Genomic DNA, 16,094 nt, shown 5'->3' on the forward strand with positions numbered 1-16,094 from the left:
AGTAGTGACCGCCTGTCAGGCCGCACACCCCGCTGTCGCGCCACGCGTGGGACCAGTTATAAACCGATTGGCCGCTCACGCCGAGCTGCTCTGCGATGGCCTTTGGCTTGATCTTGCGCCCAAGCATCAGCAGGCCCGCCGCTCGCGTGCGTATATCCCGATGCTTGTGATTGATCGACAGCTGTTGCAATGTAATTTTCTCAGCTTCACTCAGCTCTACGACACACTTCATTCACTATCCCGGCATCACGAAGGCGCCAGGATAGCGAAATTCAAATCAGTTGCCCAGGAACACTTAGCGTAGTCGCGAGGTCGAACTTTGGCAAATGCAGACATGCCTATCGGTCGCGGATGCTGCTTTTGCGGAAGGTTAGCCCGGTCGGCGCCGCCGGCGCGCGATGCCGGGCGGCTAAACTTGATGGGTTCAGGTAGCTCGATTCGGAACTCCCCATCATTCTCGGTGTCGGCATTGGTGCAGTCATCGCGTTGCTGGTCGGCCATATCTGATTGACTCGCGTGCGCCAGCCAGTGGCCAGACTATGCCTCGGAGCGCATCAGCGCCTCATCTGACCGGCAATCTTCAGCCACAACATCTCTTCACACAGGAGAAGAACATCCATGTATTTCCTTGAAACAGGTGGCGCACAGCAGGCTGCCGCCACTTCGATGCTCGAATTGGGGCAAAGGGCGATAACCCGGCATTTCGCCTTCCTGCAGCAAGCTACCGAGCTGTCGCAAAAGCTCTTTGCCAGGTCATTGGAAGTCAAAAACGGCTCGGATTTGGTGAGGTTTACGCAGGACTACTTAGCAGGCGTCCACAAACTAGCCTCGGAGGTCGTGTGCGCCCAGGTGACGTTGACCGGGGAGGTCATGCGCGCCGGCTGCCAGAGCTTCGTTCGGCCGGAAACGGTACCGGCCCCTGCACCGGCGCCGGCGTTGGACAAGGTAGAGAAAGTCGTGGCTGGTGGGGACATAACCGAGGCGCAAGAGCGGGGGCACGAAGAGGTTGCAATCGCCAAGGCGACGATGGAAACGACAGTCGCGCCGACCAAGGCGCGTCGCAAGTCGCGGCCCAAAAAGGCTTAGGGCAACCGGTTGTCAGGACGCCAGCACCGCCGGGGGCGGTGCTCGGTTTTTGTGGAAAGCTTTCGACTCGAGGCTTCTTCCGGACGACGCGTTTGCGGTTTCTGCATGCCAGGCGGTCCCCGATTGGGCGGCCGGGCGTTCGCGCCGGGGCGAGAGACCTTGTCTCGCCTTATGAGATGAGCCTAAGTCGAGCAAGCGTCTCGTTTCGCGACCAACGCGTCGAAGGCTTCCCGCGCGTCCTTCAGTTCCTGCATGGCGGCGGCAAACCGCGCCAGTTCCAGCGTCGCAGGCGGTTCATTCGAGTCGCGTACGTAGCGCGCTTCGAGGCGCAGTGACGCCGCCTGTACCTCACGTGCGGCGCTTACTACTCGTTCAAGGGCGCGAGCTTCGCCAGAAGTGTTTTTAACGTTCATCGTCGTTTATTTGTCGAGCCACGTTTCCGGGTCATCCCGTGTCATCGGCGCGCTCTTTGTTGCGCACGCCCTCTCACCAGCACCTCTGACTGGAAGAAACGCCGCGAGTTCGGTGCGGCACGTGGGTAGGCGTGTGTTGCGCTGTCAGCGATGCATCACCTGTCAGCAAAAATCTGCGGCAGTCAATGCTATCGGTGCGCCCGGCGCCTTGAGCATTCTCCGTTCGGCAACAGCAACAATGCGCGGTTTCCCGTCGGCGAATGCCTTCAGCATCCGCCGGTTGTCCGCATTGGGTGGCAACCAGAAGTGCTGCTCAAGCGCGGCACGGGCAATGTAACATTGCATCGACTGGTTACGGACTGACGCAACGAAAACTACCATTTTCCCGTCGGAAGAAACACAGGGCTCTTCGGTGAGAACGTCGTCCAGTGTCATATCGGCTCCACGCTGCTCATGGCAGAAGTTGCGTCAAGGCGTGAACGTCTGGGCACGCACGTTGCCCCTGCATGATGGGTCGCGGGCCGTACTTCGAGGAAGTCGAGACGGTTCTCCGCGCATCTATTTGCAAAACTCGTTGGCCAAGGGACCACGTCGAGCATGACGCACGACGGGCACCGGTTGCTGTTAAGTGTCCGTCGACAATTGCAAAAACGCGGGCAAGGCTCACCCGCATGAATTGACCCTGGCAGATGACGACAGGACACTATTGCTTGATAGTTCTGTCCTTGTGGGCTAGCCCGGCGTCTTTGGGAAGGTCCACACCGCAACAGCGGATTCGCTGCTGACCGGTGCGGCCTTCGCGGTGTTGTCAATGAAATTCTGTACCTTGTGCTGGTACTGCCTGGACTGCGCCTCGATGAATGTCACGAGTTCGCCCTGAGTCCCCGCGAGGATTTCGCACATGTGACGCCAGTACGCCTGTGCCTTTTCCGGGGCGGTTTGAGCCAGGCTTTTCTGTTGCGCCAGCAACGCGTGTGGCTCCCGGGATGACAAGCCCTTGACCAGGTTTTCCTGATTTTCTTCGAGAGTCGATTTGAGCGTCTGTACATTCAACTCGACGAGTTTCCGGGCGCCGTCGAGAGTTGTGGTTAGGAGACCAAATGTTGTGTCAAGGGCGGCTTTCTGTGCGGCACCAATGTATTCGGGGCGAAGGTTGCTCATCACAAGCTCCATGTGGTGGGAATGTGCAACAGACTGCTAAACCGGATGGTTCACGGCAAATCGCAGAGTGGAATCATTGTTGCAATGCAGCGAAAGTCACTCTAGGGCCCAGCAGGCAAATGTCAATCCTTGTTCCTGGGAACGGTTGCGTGAGTACGCAGGTAACCGCCTGCGGCCTTGCCGGCATTGGGAAACGGGTCGCCCAGGGGGAAACCCTGTGACACGACGCCACATCGCTGTTCGGACGTGTGCGTCGCAGCAGGAATTGCGAAAGTCAATCCGAGAAATCCGCTTCGAATAACCTAACCGGTCTCGCATTGATGAAACCCGCGGCAGAATCGTCGGTGCGATAGGCAGACAGATGCCTGCCGTGATGCCGACGTCGACGTTCGTAGGCGTGAGAGTGATTTCAGTCGACGGCAACGACGTTGGAAGGGTGTTGGAAATCATTGAGGATATGCGCGACGGTCGAATTGTCTATGCGGTGCTGGCCGAAGGAGAATTCCTGGGCACAGGCCTCACACTCCGGGCTATTCCATGGAGCGCATTAACTCTTGATATTGCCAATGAGTGTTTTCGTCTCGACATGTTGAGTGCCCAACAAATCAAGGACGCACCAGCATTCGATGGCGACAATTGGCCGTCCATGGCGGATGTAGCGTGGGGCCAGCGGATGCACAAATACTACAATCGGCCGCCTTAATTAACGGCAGAAGCACACTTGAAATGCTCTCGAAGTCCTCGCACCAACGTTCACTGGAAACCACGGTGGAATTCGATACGGGCCTGTGAAACACCATCAAGCTGTCTTTACGAGGGGCTTCCAAACCGGGCTTGCATCAAGCAGGTTCGCCTATCCTTTGTATGATGAAACAGGCCCGCATTGGATGGTCCAGGTGGCTGGCGATGGCGCGGCACCTACCCGCTGTCATGCGACTTCGCTAGAATTACTAAGTAGGCGGTTTTTGCTGCGCTAGTACTATGCATTCGGGGACGACAGGTACGCTGATAGGGGGAGCAGGTGACACTCCTGTGCTCCTCGGTACGGTTCCGATGCCAGCGTCTGCGTCGACGGACCCGTTTGTCATTGCTGACGAGGGTCGTACCATCCTCGTCTATCGTATTGCGTCGTCCGACCTGAGCCGGTATGGCCATTTCGTTCAGAAAGAAGAACCTTTCTGTGTGGTCCGGTTCGATGGCGCCGTCTTCCAAAGCCTCGGTCCGCCGAGCGACGAGGAACTGGTTCAGCACGTCCTGTATGCAAAAGGCCTGCGTCCTTACGGCGCGTATGAGGTCCTGGCACCGAGCCTGGTTGTCGAGTGGTGGCCAAACATTGCGCCGGCGATTGCGCTGCGCCATTTCATCTTCACTTTCGAAGACAGTAGCTTCGAATGTGTTGCGAGCACTTGCGCACTTGCCGGCATCTTTGCGACGGCTGACATCGCACGAAGCGAGGCTTTTTTGCGGTTACGATGAAACCTCGCTGCTCAGGTCGTCTTCCACGGCGGGTCCGACCGTTGACGGCGCTGCCGGACTGTCGCCGGCCGCTCAGCTATCGCTGCGCCCGCCGAAAGACGGTGTAGTGGTTGATATCGCTAGTTCCGCGCTTTTCTCCGCTCGCCCCGCAGACAGTTGATGGGCCTCTCCGTCGCCCGCCAGACGGGCAATGCGTTGCCTATGCGACGCAGATTCCTTGCACCGCAACTTTCTGGAAAAGATGCGGGCTGGCGCAGCCGAGGGAGGATAGGCTGTGACCTTTGCCTTGAACTCGGGATGTGTGAACGCAGACCTGAAATGAGCGGTAGATTCCCAGACGGCGTAATTCAGATACGTGGGACTCTCGCCAACCGCGCGGTGGAGCTGGGTGGAAATGAAGCCCGGCGGGCGCTTCATGAATTGTGCGTCGTCTTGCCAGACTTTGAGGAATGCGGACATGAGCCGACTAAGACACGTGGGCGGACATTACGTGCGCGGGAATGAACGACCAGCGCACACGAGCGTCGGAATTGTCCGGTAGCAACAGCAACGCAGTGTGGCCCGGCGGGTAAGCTCGTCGCGCCGTGCGATGGACGGCAAATGCTCGTGGCGTGCCTGTGGTCAAAATGGTCCGCGCCGGGCGAACCCGACCTTTATTCTTTCGCGGCAATCACAGACAACCCGCCACCGGAAGTAGCTACCGCCGGCCACGACCGGTGCATCATACCCATTCGGCTTCAAGGTTCTGTTCATTGCCGGCTTTGGTCCGATTGTCCGTGAGTCGAACCAAAGCGACAAATTTTACCGTCAAGTCCTTGGCATTCCTTTCAAGTAAGAACGCGGAGGGTATTTCTATACGGAAGCTCTTCAGGGTGCAAAAACCTTTGCCTTGTGGCCTCCCTCACAGGCAGCGCACTCCCGCTTTGGCAGTGATTCGTGGCCTGAAGACATTCCCGTCCCACAAGCGTGGATGGAATTCGATGTCGACAGCGTAGAGAAGGCAACGACGAATCTCGAATCCCGGGGATATCGAATCCTTGTCAGGAATAAGGTGGAACCTTGGGGTCAAACTGTCACTCGTTTTCTCTCACACGAAGAAATACTGCTTGGCATAACTTTGACCCCGTCGATGCGAAAACAAGGATAGCGAGCTTGCACCGGCAAACGAATCCCTCTCTGAACAAGTAAGCTGACTCAAGGAGAGAACAAGACAAGGAGAAAACAACGAAAGAAAGTGCCCGGACTGTAGAGTGAAATATCCGGCACACGCTGCTGTTCAGAAGCCAGCGTCCGTCTTGTCATCGCGCTTCGGGCTTCGGCAATCGAAACAGCCGTGTTTGCGCGCGCCGACTATGGCGCCCACCGGTGGGCTTCAGTTGCAGATGATGAACTGCCAACATCCGTTGCAGACGCATCTGGCTCGCTTATCTGCCAGGCATCGTCTGTTGTCGACTCTTGGCTCAATCCCAACCCGCAGCACCTCGCGATGCAGTATGGATTTCCATGTTGCGAACATAGTTGGGCTGCAGAATATGGACGCACAAAGGGGCTATGCTCGTTTGGCGACGAAGGTTTTCCAGAGCAGCGCTAGCCCGATTATGGCAAGAATAATTGCTCCCAGCGGACATAAGAACCACGCGAACCACAACCAGGCGTAATGCGATTGCCCAAATCTGAACGAAAGCGGTGGTTGCGCCACCAAAGTGACCTCTTCGCCCATCAGGGGTTGGCCAACGTCAACTACTGTCAAGGAAACTTCGTTCTTCCCGGGAGAGGCCCAAAGACCGTCGCGCTTTCGTGGAGACCAGGTCCATTCATCGCTAGCTGCATGGTGATTCTGTGTTAGCCGCCTAGATGTTTCCATCGAGCTACGCGCGCCTGCGGGCATCGCCTCCAATTCGACGGAAGGTCCTCCGTTGACGGATATAGCGGTAAGGATGAGTTGTCCCGGATTGGGAAATGTCAGCTCGCCCGTCGGACTCTTGCGATACGCATAGTTTCCGAGCTCTGCCACCCGAGGGTTAGAAAATCCCCCTTGAAAACGCATTTCAAAACCAATCCAGTGCCCCCAAAGGCTAAACACCGTCATGTGAACGGCGTTCTGCGGAATCAGAACGACCTTGACTTTGATGGGCCTGGTCGCGATTGTCCAGAGACTGTAATAGCCGCCCAGTATCGCGGCAACTATGAACCATGCAAACCACGCGCGCGTAAGCTTTCCGCTCTTCATCATTTCGCTCCAAGATGCTTGGAATGCGTGTCTGTCAGCATCGGACTGTGTACCGCTAGCCGTCTGCAAGCAGGGATGTCACAGCCGTGCGGAATCAGTCGGCAATGGGGCCGAGACGTGTCGTGCAATTGGTCCAAGGAGGTTTCCTCGCAGAATGTTGCCATTCTGACGCACTGGGGCCCGCGCTGGCGAGTATGATGCGCCGTTCGGCTGTTGGCCATACCACATTCGCTGCTGTGTGATGCGACGTTGCGAGCAGGTTGTACGCGCAACGCCTTCGATGAACGTGGGCTGCCAGCAATCGTTTGCGTTTTTTATATTCGAGTGATACCGCACACTGCTTCACTGGACGGACGCGACGCGTGCCGATAGAGTACGGAACAGATTCGACGAATTCGGATGGTTCATCATACGAGAACGGTCAGCTAGATTCTGCGCCGTTTCGCGTTTGGGCCGCCTGACGTCGCGACCATCTTTTCCAGATGAAAAATGCTGACACGGTCGTAGTTCGAGCGCTTCCTTAAGTGCATCGTGGGTTAAGTGCCGGGTCAGCGCTAATCTCCGGAAGGAAACGTCCGCTAGCGCATTGTTGAGAACGGAATGCACCACGAGGCTTATGATGAGATTCGTGTTCGTGTTGGCGCTGGTCTTGATGTTTTCCATTTGCGCCGCTGCGCAGAATCGCGCAGCTGGTCCGGTCGCCCAGTCAAATGCGGCTACTCAATTGTTCGCGGACCTGTGCATTCCGGCTGCTGGAAATAGTGCCAAGTTGAATGAGCTAGCTGAGCGGTACAAGCTGCGCACGGTCGATGCCTCGTTCTCGCAAAAGATACTGAAGGGTGGGCCGGGAACGGTATGGTCGGCATCTAACTCTCTTGGAGAGTTTCTTGTCATTTCGCAAGCCAACAACTCATGCTCCGTGTGGGCGCGACGCGCTGACGCTGAGACATCAATCCAGCAGTTCAAGCGCATCATCACCGGAGCGGAGCGCCCCGGCCTGCAGTTGAAGGTCGTTGACGACAGGGATATCAATGGCCAAGGTGGAACGTATCATTACCTCGCCTATTTCCTGTCCAAGACGGGACAAACCAAAGGAATGTACGCGAGTATCGGCACTTCGACATCGAGCGCTGCCGAAGTTCAGGTACGCTTGCGGCTACTACCAGCCAAATCGGAGTAGTTGTCGAGGGCTTAGTGGTTGTAAAAGTCAACAATGCGCCGCGAATGCCGCTTCAGATTGTTGGCCTCGGTCGATTGAAGGAATCGTTGCATTGCGTCGATTCGCGAAAGTCGTAATCGTTGTCGTGATAATCGGTGTATCGCTACGTTAGCGGCTGATACCGATATCAATATGGACCGTGTCGTCAGCGAACAAGAATTCTGCCTGCTGCATTTCACCGACGCGGTTCCTCCCACGGTGTTTTGCTAAATATAAAGCTGAATCTGCGATTTCGAACAAGTCGACAGCGTTTGTTGCCTGTCCGCTCCCAGATTGCGCCACACCGATGCTCAGGGTCACAACTCCGAGCGGGCTACCGTCGTGCCGGATTCCCAACGCCTCAACGCTAGCGCGAATCCGCTCTGCCGTCAGAATCGCCTCCGCGTACCCGCAGTCATCAAGCAAGACAACGAATTCCTCGCCCCCATAGCGAGCAAGGATGTCCGCGCTTCTTATCGCAGCTTCAATGCACTTTCCCACCTTCTTGAGACATTCGTCACCCGCCTTGTGTCCGTACCCGTCGTTGTAACTCTTAAAGTAGTCGATATCGGCGAACAGGACGGCCAGATGCCGAACGTCGGCGTATTGCAAAAGCTCAATTACCTTGCTATCAAGGTAGCGTCGGTTTCTCAGGCCCGTGAGGCTGTCGACAAACGCCAGGTCTCGGAGCTTCTGTTCTTCGACGTTGCGCCGTTGTTCTGATAACACATAGGTGTCGATATCCATCACTGTAAATGCCAGTGTGGCCGGTTTATCGGACACGCCGGCAGGCATCGCAGCGATGAAACTGCGAACCCAAATATAAGTACTGTCGGCGCGACGAAGTCTGTACTGGACCGATTCTTCCGCAGATGATGTACTGGCTCGACAGATTGCTGACTCAAGGTGGTGGCAGTCGTCCTCATTTACGAGGTCCAATACCTTCCCGCCAACCAGTATCTCCGGTGCGTATCCGAGGACAGTAGTCGCTCGGGGAGAGACGTACTGAAACAGTCCGTCGGCAGACAGCTGCATCACTACCTCTTCGGAGTGCTCGGCCAGTTGCCGAAAGCGCCGATGGCCGTCCGCCAGCAGTGCGAGAAGCGCGTTGCGCTGCGTTTGCAAGACGATAATCGGCAGGACGATGGATAGCGCAGCGACGGTGAAGAACTGCAGCGCCAGCACACGTTCCTGCATCGAAGGAAAGGCAAAAAGCCACAGTGGTCCGGTGCCACGTACAGTCAAGGGGACGGAGATGGCGATGAAGAGCAGAGTTCCCAGGAGTACCGTCGACAGTTCAGCATGAAAGGCCAGAAGCGCGAGTGGCGGAAGCATCCAGTACAACGATGGATAACCGGTTTGGGAGAAGATTAGAACGGTTACGATGACCACCAATGCCAGCAGCGCCGCCGATTTCGCGCGGTTTCCGCGTTTGAGCAGGCTCCGCCACTCTCCAGAAAGCATGACCAGCGTGACTGGCGTAAGAATCAAGAAACCCAACGAGTCAGATATCACCCAGTTCGAGAACGAGGAAAACGGATGGCTGGTGAAGATTCCTTCGAGCAGCAGTACGGCGACGATACCCGACATGATGGGCGCTACGATGCAGGCACCAACTATGAAACGGAGGAATGCCTTCGGCTGAACCAGTTCTCTTGCAGACTTTACCCCGGGCAGAATCAGTGCCGCGAAGCAGGTTTCAACCATTCCTGCAAAGGTGAATGAGAGCGCGACATAGAGCGTTTCGTCTCCTATCAGATTGGCAATCAACATGCCGATAGATGCCGCAAACACGAAAATTGGCTTGTGTCGCCGGGTGAGCACCATCGTATGGCCCAGAAGGTAGCCATCCACGATCCAGATGGCGACAATCTCGCCGGCCATTGTCTTCAACTGTCCGCTGATAACGAGTAGCACAAAACCAGCGACCAACCCGGTAAGTGTGATTCGCGTGGTTCGCGCTAACTCGGCACGGGTAAATAACCGTCGCGCAACTGAGCACACGGTCAATGATTTTTCTGCGCTACCGTTTGCGACGAGTATTTTTGCTTTTGCTTCCGCCATGTCCGTGCCTCGCTTCTTCTCGTCGATGAATGCTTCCCCGGAGGTACGGTATATCGGCTGCAGCACTTATATCTTGAGTGTGGGGAAATTCCTAAGTGGGGTGCCCAATTGACTCCTGGTCCCGATAATGAACGAGACGGGTTCCCCGGACGGGATGGGTTTGTTAGCAAGTGCTGTCGCCGATGGTTCCACTTCCGTAATCGCGGTAACTGAGGTTCGACGAGTTCTTGGCTCTCGTAGAGCGTGCATTCCCCGTCCTGCTCGGCGCAGTTCCGCCCTCTCGTCACCCGCCGGCGAACGCGTTCGTCACCGTGGATGGTCGCAAACAATCACACGCGACAGGTTCAGTCCATCATAGTGCACCATGTCGATGGCTTGAATCAGCACCGAGTCCGGTAAGAGGCGACGGTTCTGGCCATCCTTCCTTCCATAGCGGCGCGTCATTGAGACTTGAGCATGCCCCATCAGGGCGCGGCGTATATCCTCGGGAACGCCGGCAGCGGTTGCGGCATCCTCGAAGCTATTTCGAAAGGAATGGAAAACGTATGCAGCGTCGTCCACTACATGCTTGTCGATGTATTCGTTCACCCACGTTGAATACATGTGTGTCAGGTTCTCCTTGCTACCCATGCGGAGCGATGGAAACAGGGACTCGTCTGCGCTAGAGTTGTCGCGTCGCGCGGCGAAGTATTTTACGAAGCCAAGTCGTTCAAGCTCTCTGTGCATTGGGATTTCGCGAAGACCAGCCGCCGTTTTGCTGCGGCCTATACGTATCCAGTACCGTCCCAACCGTTCGCTCAGCGCGTCACATGTGAGACTGCCTGCTTCCTCCAAGCGCAGCCCTTGGAACAAGCCGAGCAAAGGAAGCCAAAATGCGGCATAGTGACCGCCCTTTGCGGGGCGCAGCCCCCGGGAGTGCACGGGACCATCGAAGAACGCCTGGAGCTGCGTTACCGAGAACGGCTGATAAGAATGCACCGCCTTCTCGGATACCTCGATTTTCACCGATTCAAATGCCAGGCTGACGTTAAGGGCGACGCGATTTTCAGCGGCTGCCGTCTTGAGGATTGAGCGCACGAGCGAAAAACTGGACTTCGCGCGTGCCCGAGACAGATGACTTAATAGTGTGGACCGGAAGAGCATTGCGTCCGTGAGCGTCAGGTCGCACGGGCTCTTGTCACCCGTGCAGTTGCGCAATCTCTTTATCGCGAGAGCAGCCTCATATCGTGTGGCGGGTTTCGGTAGGCGCGCGGATTCCCACGTTGCCTTGATGACAGCCCACTCGTCCTCATCCAGGGCGCCTGACGGTGTTTGCGGCGTCGGAATGTCGGCACCGTTAAGCCTTGCTATTCGAATCCGCGCAAGCTCAAGCTCTTCGCGCAGAAAGCGCTCGGCGAAAGACTGCATTGCCGCCAGCGGCGCGACCGACGAGTCGACCCGCTCGAGTTCAAGCAGTTCCATCGCACACTTCCACGCATTGTTGACATTGTTGAGCGCAATGTCGTCGATGAGCGCCTGCTCGCGCTGCGCAAGGTCTGCTCTGGCCGCCAGTAAGTCACTCGGCGCGAGCGTTTGGCGCCAGGCGTCGTCAGCTGACAGCACACGTGCGCGGTGAAGTCCCAACAGGCGGGCGGACATCGAGGGGTGGAAGGCGTATCGAAACCGCGGGTAATCAGAGCGCATTGGACCCGCTTCGCCGGGCGGGAGCGGCGGCAGTTCCTCCTGAAAGCCCGGAGAAGCAGGGGCGTTTCTTCCGCGGCACGTTACGTCTCGGTATCGGTCGAACATCGTTCCCAGCTCAACGGAGCCGTCCCGGGCCGCCCTCGACGCGCGTCGTGCATAACGCAACAGCTCCTCTGTCTTTGCGAGCAAGGCGTCGGCCCGCCTTGAAGCCTCTGCTGTCTCCGTTGTGCGCAAGGAGCAAATGAACTCCCGGCGGCTAAACTGACTGCGAAGAGCTTCGGGGATTGACCTGCGGAAATACGGCACGCGCGAACCCGCCGTACGAGGACGTGTGACTTCTGCTGCGGCATTTTGGCCCCCAAGGTCAATTGATAGTCGGTGATACCTCCTTTCTGCCATCCGAGGCTTGGCTGCCTTCGGTTCGACACCGGCAAGCTCGGCAAGGTGGGCGGTGAGCGAAGCCTTCGTGAACGAATCCTTGGGTGTGGCAGCGACTGCCCTCGTCGTGACCGGGCCGAAGCCTTCTTCACCATGGGACGCCTTCGCCTTTTCCTGGACCGGATTCACCGCTTTTTTCGGACGGCTTTGGAGCAGCTTTCGCAGTTACACAGCGCGATTGCCGAACACGCTTTGGCGGTTCAATGACCATGCCCGCCATGACCGCCCCAGTGGCCATGTCCACCGCCCCAGTAGCCGAAGCTGAACGACAGTGACGGCCCCCACCAGCCGGGCCATCCATACCACGGGTACGGGGAATAGTATGCAGGGTAGTAGGGGGGCGCGACGTACAAGGGTGCCGGGAATACAAATGCGGGCTCGCCCGGCGATGGGGGCGGGATGTTCTGTGCGTCCGCGCCGTTGGGGTAGTCGTAACCTTGAGCAGGGACTTCGTGCTGGGTAGCGACGGCAGGAACGGCGGGATTGTATCCGTACGGATAGTAACCGAGGCCGACATAGTAGCAGCCGGACATCGCAAGCAGCGCAAGGGCGCTACCGGCGCGCGCCGTTGCCAGGAAGGGCTTCATGACTTGCTCCTGTTTCGTCACGGCGCCACGACGCAATGCGGCGCGCGCACTTCTGAGCTTACTTCAGCGCTGGAACAAGAGGGAGCGGAACGCGAGTATGGCTGGACGCCGGTCTGACCCCAACCAACCCGACGTTGAGGAAGAAGCTGAGTTCCACGCGATACCTGCGTTACAGGCATATGGTTCTGGTGATGGACGCGCAGCCGTCTAGCTGGCTGGTGTCAAGGTCCGAAGCGTATTCCTGGGTTGCAGGGGGTGAGTGAGGGTGTGACGGAACCGAAAGCGACTGCATCCAAGAAAGCAGTAGCGCCCGCTAAGAGGGCGAGAGGTCCCTCATCGACTGGACGGCAGCAAGACAGCTCTCCCGCTCCGTACGAAACCGCCGTCGTTGTGCCAGAGGACTGCGGGCAAGCGCTACCGTTCCGCAAACACGACAACCAGCGTGAGTATTCCGATGAGACCGGCGCCTGCTCAGACGAGTAGCACAGCTCCTGCAGCACAGTCTTTGGCCGCACCGATTGCAGGATGATGCTCGGGATGCAGATGGTCGGCCAGTCTTTCGAGGGCCGTGTTGAACAGTTCGGCCGCGAGGACCAGCATGGCCATCGTCAGGCATAGCGCCGAAAACACAAGCGGCGGCCGTAACCAGGCCAATACCACATGTAGTGCGGTCGCGAGCCCTGCCTGGATGCGAAAGCTGCGCTGGGTTCGCCACGTTGCGGCAACACCGGCCAGCGCATCGCCGACGCTTTGCAAGAAGGTCCTCTTCGCCATGATTCACTCCGGTTCTCTCGTCAGCAGGACCGTGCGGTCCTGCGCGGCTAGCACGTGGAGTATGATTCGGTCCGAGCGTCGATACGTCTCCCTAGCCAAGACGTTCATTCTGACCTGGGCATTCGCGCGATGTGACGGATGTTGTCGGTCGAATCGCGAATCGCGACGATGACAAACGGCTATCCGGCTCTTCCGCCCGTCGACGTACGCTGAGGCGACTCCATCCGGCCTCTTACTACACGCAATTTAAGAACATTGGGGCTAGAGCGTGCCGTGACCGACGCCTCACGCGAAGCCGGCCGGCAGCAGTTCGCTCACATTTTCATGCAATCCGGTGACGACAGCGGCCGTCATCCCATCGCACGGGAGGCAACGTCACGCGACTACCGTTTGCCTTTGAGTGTGAATGGAGCCAGGAGTGACTGTACGTCGACCTGCTGTCCCTGAAGGAGAAGCAGTCGCGCGTGAAGTACCGTGTTTTCAAGAACAAGCTTCGCCGTGCTCAGCAGGTACATCGCGTGGACGTCGGAGACCGACATGCCCGCCTCAATCACGTGGTGGCGCTCGACGAGTGAATTCATGACGAGGCGCCTTAGCTCCTGCTCTCCGAAAGGCAAGTCCGCGTAATCAATAGGGTCCTCGGCTTCGACTTCTTGCAGCATGTCCACAAGCGTTTCGGTGCTCACTTCCATGTATCAGCTCCTTACGCCATTAAGGACCAGCGTAGCCGGACCGTTCGCGCTGTCCTTTCAGCCTAACGTCCGTGGTGGCGGGCGGGCTTGACGGTAGCCAAGGGGCTACCCGCGAAAGGGTCGTTTTGCCAATCGACTCTCGGAAGGAGACCTTTCGCGTGATTTGTCTCGCCATTTACCGCGAAGTGTTCGAGGGACTGACCTGCGCTCATAATCTTTTTGAGCCAAAGCGGAATCTCTCCCTTGCCGTCCCATGTCTCGCCTGTGGCGCTTCTATAGCGAGCTTCTTTTTGTCGCAACTGGTCTTCTGCGATTGCTGATGCGAGGTCATCGGGCTCAATGCCGAACTCCTTCATTCGGCGGCGAAGATAAGCAACCATGCGTTCCCGTTTCCGTTCATCCATAGTATTTGCCCTGAGCTACGTTCTGGACCGCGTTGATGTGGACAAATGTAAGCGCGCAACCTTTGTGCCTACAAGATATCACTTTCACTACGCACTGCGTACTGACAAAGCGGGCGGAGTCTTCGATAATATTTTTCGTCGGCGTCGCGAACAGTGAGTCGGTGTGGCATAGTGCGGCTACCATCAAAAAAGGGGGAACAATGGCTACGTTCGAAAACCTGCAAGCAAAAATCGCGAGGCTGCAGGCGCAGGCCGAATTGATTGCAAGGAACGAATTGTCAACTGTCGTCGCAAAGATTCGCGACATTATGCAGAAGCACGGTCTGACGACTGCGGACATCGAAGCGCATATCGGTAGTAGCAAGAAGCGCGGCCGCAAGCCCGGCGTCAAGATTGCGACCACGGCGGCCAGCGCCGTCAAGACGAAGTCCTCCGCAGTTGCGGCGGGCAAACTGCCACCCAAGTATCGTGACCCGAAGACCGGTGCCACATGGAGCGGTCATGCGCGTCCCCCTCAGTGGATTGCTGGGGCAAAGGACCGAAGCAAATTTCTGATTGACGGCAGCTCCACAGTATCGGTGCCTGCCGCCAAGAAGCCGGCAGCGAAAACCGGCGCGTATGTGCGTGGTCCTCAACCAGCCAAATATCGGAACCCCGAGACCGGCGCAACTTGGAGCGGCCGCGGCCCGGCGCCGGCATGGCTGGCTGCTGCCAAGGACCGCACCACTTTTTTGATTGCAGGCGTGAGCGAGGGCGCTGTTGAGCCGAAGGCTGCAGTAGCTAAGAAGGCACCTGCCTCGGCCAAGAAAACGGCGGCAAAGAAAACTGCGACGAAAAAGGCAGTGTCCAAGAAAGGTGCAGTGAAGAATACCGAGGCAGTCTCTAAGAAAGCGCCGGCCAAGAAAGTTGCAGCCAAAACGGCAGTTGTAAAGAAGGCGGCGAAGAAACCGGTCGCCAAGAAGTCGTCTGTCAGCACCGTCTCGGGCAGCATTGCTCCCGCCGCGCCAGAAACCAGCGTGACGGCCTTCGCTTGACCGACAACGGCGTCGGACAGTAAGTGGCTGCAACGATGTCAAGCGGGGCCTGCGCCTCGCTTGCCTTAATGTGCCCCTCTCGTCCTTCCGGCAGACCCGGCCCTCTTACTGTATCGCCTCATACGAGACTAGCGTGACGAGGCGGGGTGAAAGCCTACTCGGCAACCCTCTTCCTGAAGTCATCGAATGTTTCCCAGTCTGGCTCTTGGCTGATAAATATCTCGATGGGATACCTTTGGTGACCCGAAAGTCCGCGATTCAGCCGGCTCACGAAGTCTTCCCTTGAGCCAGCATAGTATGTCCATTCTCTGCGACAATCGCCAGTAGAGACCAACACCAGACTTGCGAAGCCATCAGCTTCTATCGCGAGCGCGAGTGCGTCTTCCAACTCGTCCATTCTTTCACGCTGCTCGATATCGGGCATGCCAGTGCCTGATTCGTATCGCCAAACCAACCTGCAAAGTGTTGATTGACTCAGTTTCGTCGCATTATCCACTGAATCTCGAACATAGCGAAAAATGATGGTGCGTCCGCCACTCGGGTCTTCCGAAGTCGCTGTACTGAGGTTGACCCGGTTCAGCGGACCGATCTGCAGTCAGAGATTGAATGTGATTTAGCCTCCATTGGGCGTTGAGCAGCGGGTTGTCCACGGACGGGCAGCGGGGCGCTTCTCTCGCCCATGACGCTGCCCGGCGGTGGGCAACCCGCGATGCGATGTCGGTTGATGTGGCGCATGCAGGTTTTCAAATTCGAGCGGCGAGCAATAACCGATGCTGCTGTGCAGGCGGCGTATGTTGTACCAGCCTTCCAGGAATGAGAACACACGTCGACGCGCCTGTTCATGCGTTGCGAAG

General features: G+C 57.4%; 18 protein-coding genes and 4 pseudogenes. 6 read left to right on the top strand and 16 right to left on the bottom strand.

Going from position 1 to position 16,094, the window contains the following annotated elements; translation table 11 throughout:
- Together GCT13_RS43745 and GCT13_RS43750 are read right to left on the bottom strand one after the other, a co-directional pair.
- On the bottom strand, window positions 1–190 hold a 190-nt coding region (locus GCT13_RS43745), incomplete at its 3' end, for a helix-turn-helix domain-containing protein (protein ID WP_227747322.1).
- Between the two features lie 56 nt (window positions 191–246).
- The gene (locus GCT13_RS43750) at window positions 247–501 is read right to left on the bottom strand and encodes a hypothetical protein (protein WP_152767967.1); all 255 of its coding nucleotides are present in this window, start codon (window positions 499–501) and stop codon (window positions 247–249) included.
- Window positions 502–618: 117 nt separating this feature from the next.
- Here GCT13_RS43750 and GCT13_RS43755 point away from each other — a divergent pair, with 117 nt between their 5' ends.
- On the top strand, window positions 619–1,086 hold the full coding sequence (locus tag GCT13_RS43755) for a hypothetical protein (protein WP_152767968.1): 468 nt from the start codon (window positions 619–621) through the stop codon (window positions 1,084–1,086).
- Window positions 1,087–1,268: 182 nt separating this feature from the next.
- Here the strand turns inward: GCT13_RS43755 and GCT13_RS43760 are convergent, their stop codons facing one another.
- The 3 genes from GCT13_RS43760 to phaP all read right to left on the bottom strand — a co-directional run bounded on the left by GCT13_RS43760 (window position 1,269) and on the right by phaP (window position 2,660).
- Window positions 1,269–1,499 (bottom strand): hypothetical protein, encoded by a 231-nt coding sequence (locus tag GCT13_RS43760; protein WP_152767969.1) that lies wholly within the window; start codon window positions 1,497–1,499, stop codon window positions 1,269–1,271.
- Window positions 1,500–1,661: 162 nt separating this feature from the next.
- Window positions 1,662–1,934, bottom strand: coding sequence for a DUF1488 family protein (locus GCT13_RS43765; RefSeq protein WP_152767970.1), 273 nt, complete (start codon window positions 1,932–1,934; stop codon window positions 1,662–1,664).
- Window positions 1,935–2,231: 297 nt separating this feature from the next.
- On the bottom strand, window positions 2,232–2,660 hold the full coding sequence (gene phaP, locus GCT13_RS43770; RefSeq protein WP_193727939.1) for a TIGR01841 family phasin: 429 nt from the start codon (window positions 2,658–2,660) through the stop codon (window positions 2,232–2,234).
- A gap of 373 nt (window positions 2,661–3,033) precedes the next feature.
- Here phaP and GCT13_RS43775 point away from each other — a divergent pair, with 373 nt between their 5' ends.
- Window positions 3,034–3,363 carry a PRC-barrel domain-containing protein gene (locus GCT13_RS43775; RefSeq protein WP_227747324.1) on the top strand — a complete coding sequence of 110 codons (330 nt, stop codon included), beginning with the start codon at window positions 3,034–3,036 and terminating at the stop codon, window positions 3,361–3,363.
- Window positions 3,364–3,692: 329 nt separating this feature from the next.
- Window positions 3,693–4,136 (top strand): hypothetical protein, encoded by a 444-nt coding sequence (locus GCT13_RS43780; RefSeq protein ID WP_152767973.1) that lies wholly within the window; start codon window positions 3,693–3,695, stop codon window positions 4,134–4,136.
- Window positions 4,137–4,335: 199 nt separating this feature from the next.
- Here the strand turns inward: GCT13_RS43780 and GCT13_RS43785 are convergent.
- Window positions 4,336–4,586: pseudogene (locus GCT13_RS43785) on the bottom strand (antibiotic biosynthesis monooxygenase family protein); the annotation flags it as partial.
- Between the two features lie 144 nt (window positions 4,587–4,730).
- Between GCT13_RS43785 and GCT13_RS51670 the strand changes: the two are divergent.
- Window positions 4,731–4,871: pseudogene (locus GCT13_RS51670) on the top strand (SOS response-associated peptidase family protein); the annotation flags it as partial.
- Between the two features lie 814 nt (window positions 4,872–5,685).
- Here the strand turns inward: GCT13_RS51670 and GCT13_RS43795 are convergent.
- Window positions 5,686–6,369, bottom strand: a complete 684-nt coding sequence (locus tag GCT13_RS43795) for a hypothetical protein (RefSeq protein WP_152767974.1) — start codon at window positions 6,367–6,369, stop codon at window positions 5,686–5,688.
- A gap of 613 nt (window positions 6,370–6,982) precedes the next feature.
- On the opposite strand from GCT13_RS43795, the gene GCT13_RS43800 reads away from it, so the two are divergent.
- Entirely contained in the window at window positions 6,983–7,546 is a 564-nt protein-coding gene (locus GCT13_RS43800) for an NMCC_0638 family (lipo)protein (RefSeq protein ID WP_227747323.1), read from the top strand.
- A 147-nt stretch (window positions 7,547–7,693) separates the two neighbouring features.
- On the opposite strand, the gene GCT13_RS43805 is transcribed toward GCT13_RS43800, so the two are convergent.
- The 7 genes and pseudogenes from GCT13_RS43805 to GCT13_RS43830 form a co-directional block, all read right to left on the bottom strand.
- Complete coding sequence (locus GCT13_RS43805) at window positions 7,694–9,694, bottom strand: sensor domain-containing diguanylate cyclase (RefSeq protein ID WP_321575016.1); 2,001 nt, start codon at window positions 9,692–9,694, stop codon at window positions 7,694–7,696.
- 240 nt (window positions 9,695–9,934) lie between these two features.
- Entirely contained in the window at window positions 9,935–11,266 is a 1,332-nt protein-coding gene (locus GCT13_RS43810; RefSeq protein WP_193727940.1) for a tyrosine-type recombinase/integrase, read from the bottom strand.
- A 204-nt stretch (window positions 11,267–11,470) separates the two neighbouring features.
- A pseudogene (locus tag GCT13_RS51495) lies at window positions 11,471–11,710 on the bottom strand (DUF6538 domain-containing protein); the annotation flags it as partial.
- 239 nt (window positions 11,711–11,949) lie between these two features.
- Window positions 11,950–12,336, bottom strand: coding sequence for a hypothetical protein (locus tag GCT13_RS43815; RefSeq protein WP_152767977.1), 387 nt, complete (start codon window positions 12,334–12,336; stop codon window positions 11,950–11,952).
- A gap of 471 nt (window positions 12,337–12,807) precedes the next feature.
- On the bottom strand, window positions 12,808–13,110 hold the full coding sequence (locus GCT13_RS43820) for a diacylglycerol kinase (RefSeq protein WP_152767978.1): 303 nt from the start codon (window positions 13,108–13,110) through the stop codon (window positions 12,808–12,810).
- A gap of 383 nt (window positions 13,111–13,493) precedes the next feature.
- On the bottom strand, window positions 13,494–13,802 hold the full coding sequence (locus GCT13_RS43825; protein ID WP_152767979.1) for a hypothetical protein: 309 nt from the start codon (window positions 13,800–13,802) through the stop codon (window positions 13,494–13,496).
- 62 nt (window positions 13,803–13,864) lie between these two features.
- Window positions 13,865–14,206 (bottom strand): H-NS family nucleoid-associated regulatory protein, encoded by a 342-nt coding sequence (locus tag GCT13_RS43830; RefSeq protein ID WP_152767980.1) that lies wholly within the window; start codon window positions 14,204–14,206, stop codon window positions 13,865–13,867.
- Between the two features lie 200 nt (window positions 14,207–14,406).
- Between GCT13_RS43830 and GCT13_RS43835 the strand changes: the two genes are divergently transcribed.
- Window positions 14,407–15,240, top strand: coding sequence for an H-NS family nucleoid-associated regulatory protein (locus tag GCT13_RS43835; RefSeq protein WP_152767981.1), 834 nt, complete (start codon window positions 14,407–14,409; stop codon window positions 15,238–15,240).
- Between the two features lie 154 nt (window positions 15,241–15,394).
- Here the strand turns inward: GCT13_RS43835 and GCT13_RS43840 are convergent, their stop codons facing one another.
- Both GCT13_RS43840 and GCT13_RS50170 read right to left on the bottom strand, forming a co-directional pair.
- On the bottom strand, window positions 15,395–15,835 hold the full coding sequence (locus GCT13_RS43840) for a DUF695 domain-containing protein (protein ID WP_152767982.1): 441 nt from the start codon (window positions 15,833–15,835) through the stop codon (window positions 15,395–15,397).
- 18 nt (window positions 15,836–15,853) lie between these two features.
- Window positions 15,854–16,094: pseudogene (locus GCT13_RS50170) on the bottom strand (hypothetical protein); the annotation flags it as partial.

It is taken from the genome of Paraburkholderia franconis, from assembly GCF_009362735.1.
In the GTDB taxonomy this organism is placed as follows: domain Bacteria; phylum Pseudomonadota; class Gammaproteobacteria; order Burkholderiales; family Burkholderiaceae; genus Paraburkholderia; species Paraburkholderia franconis.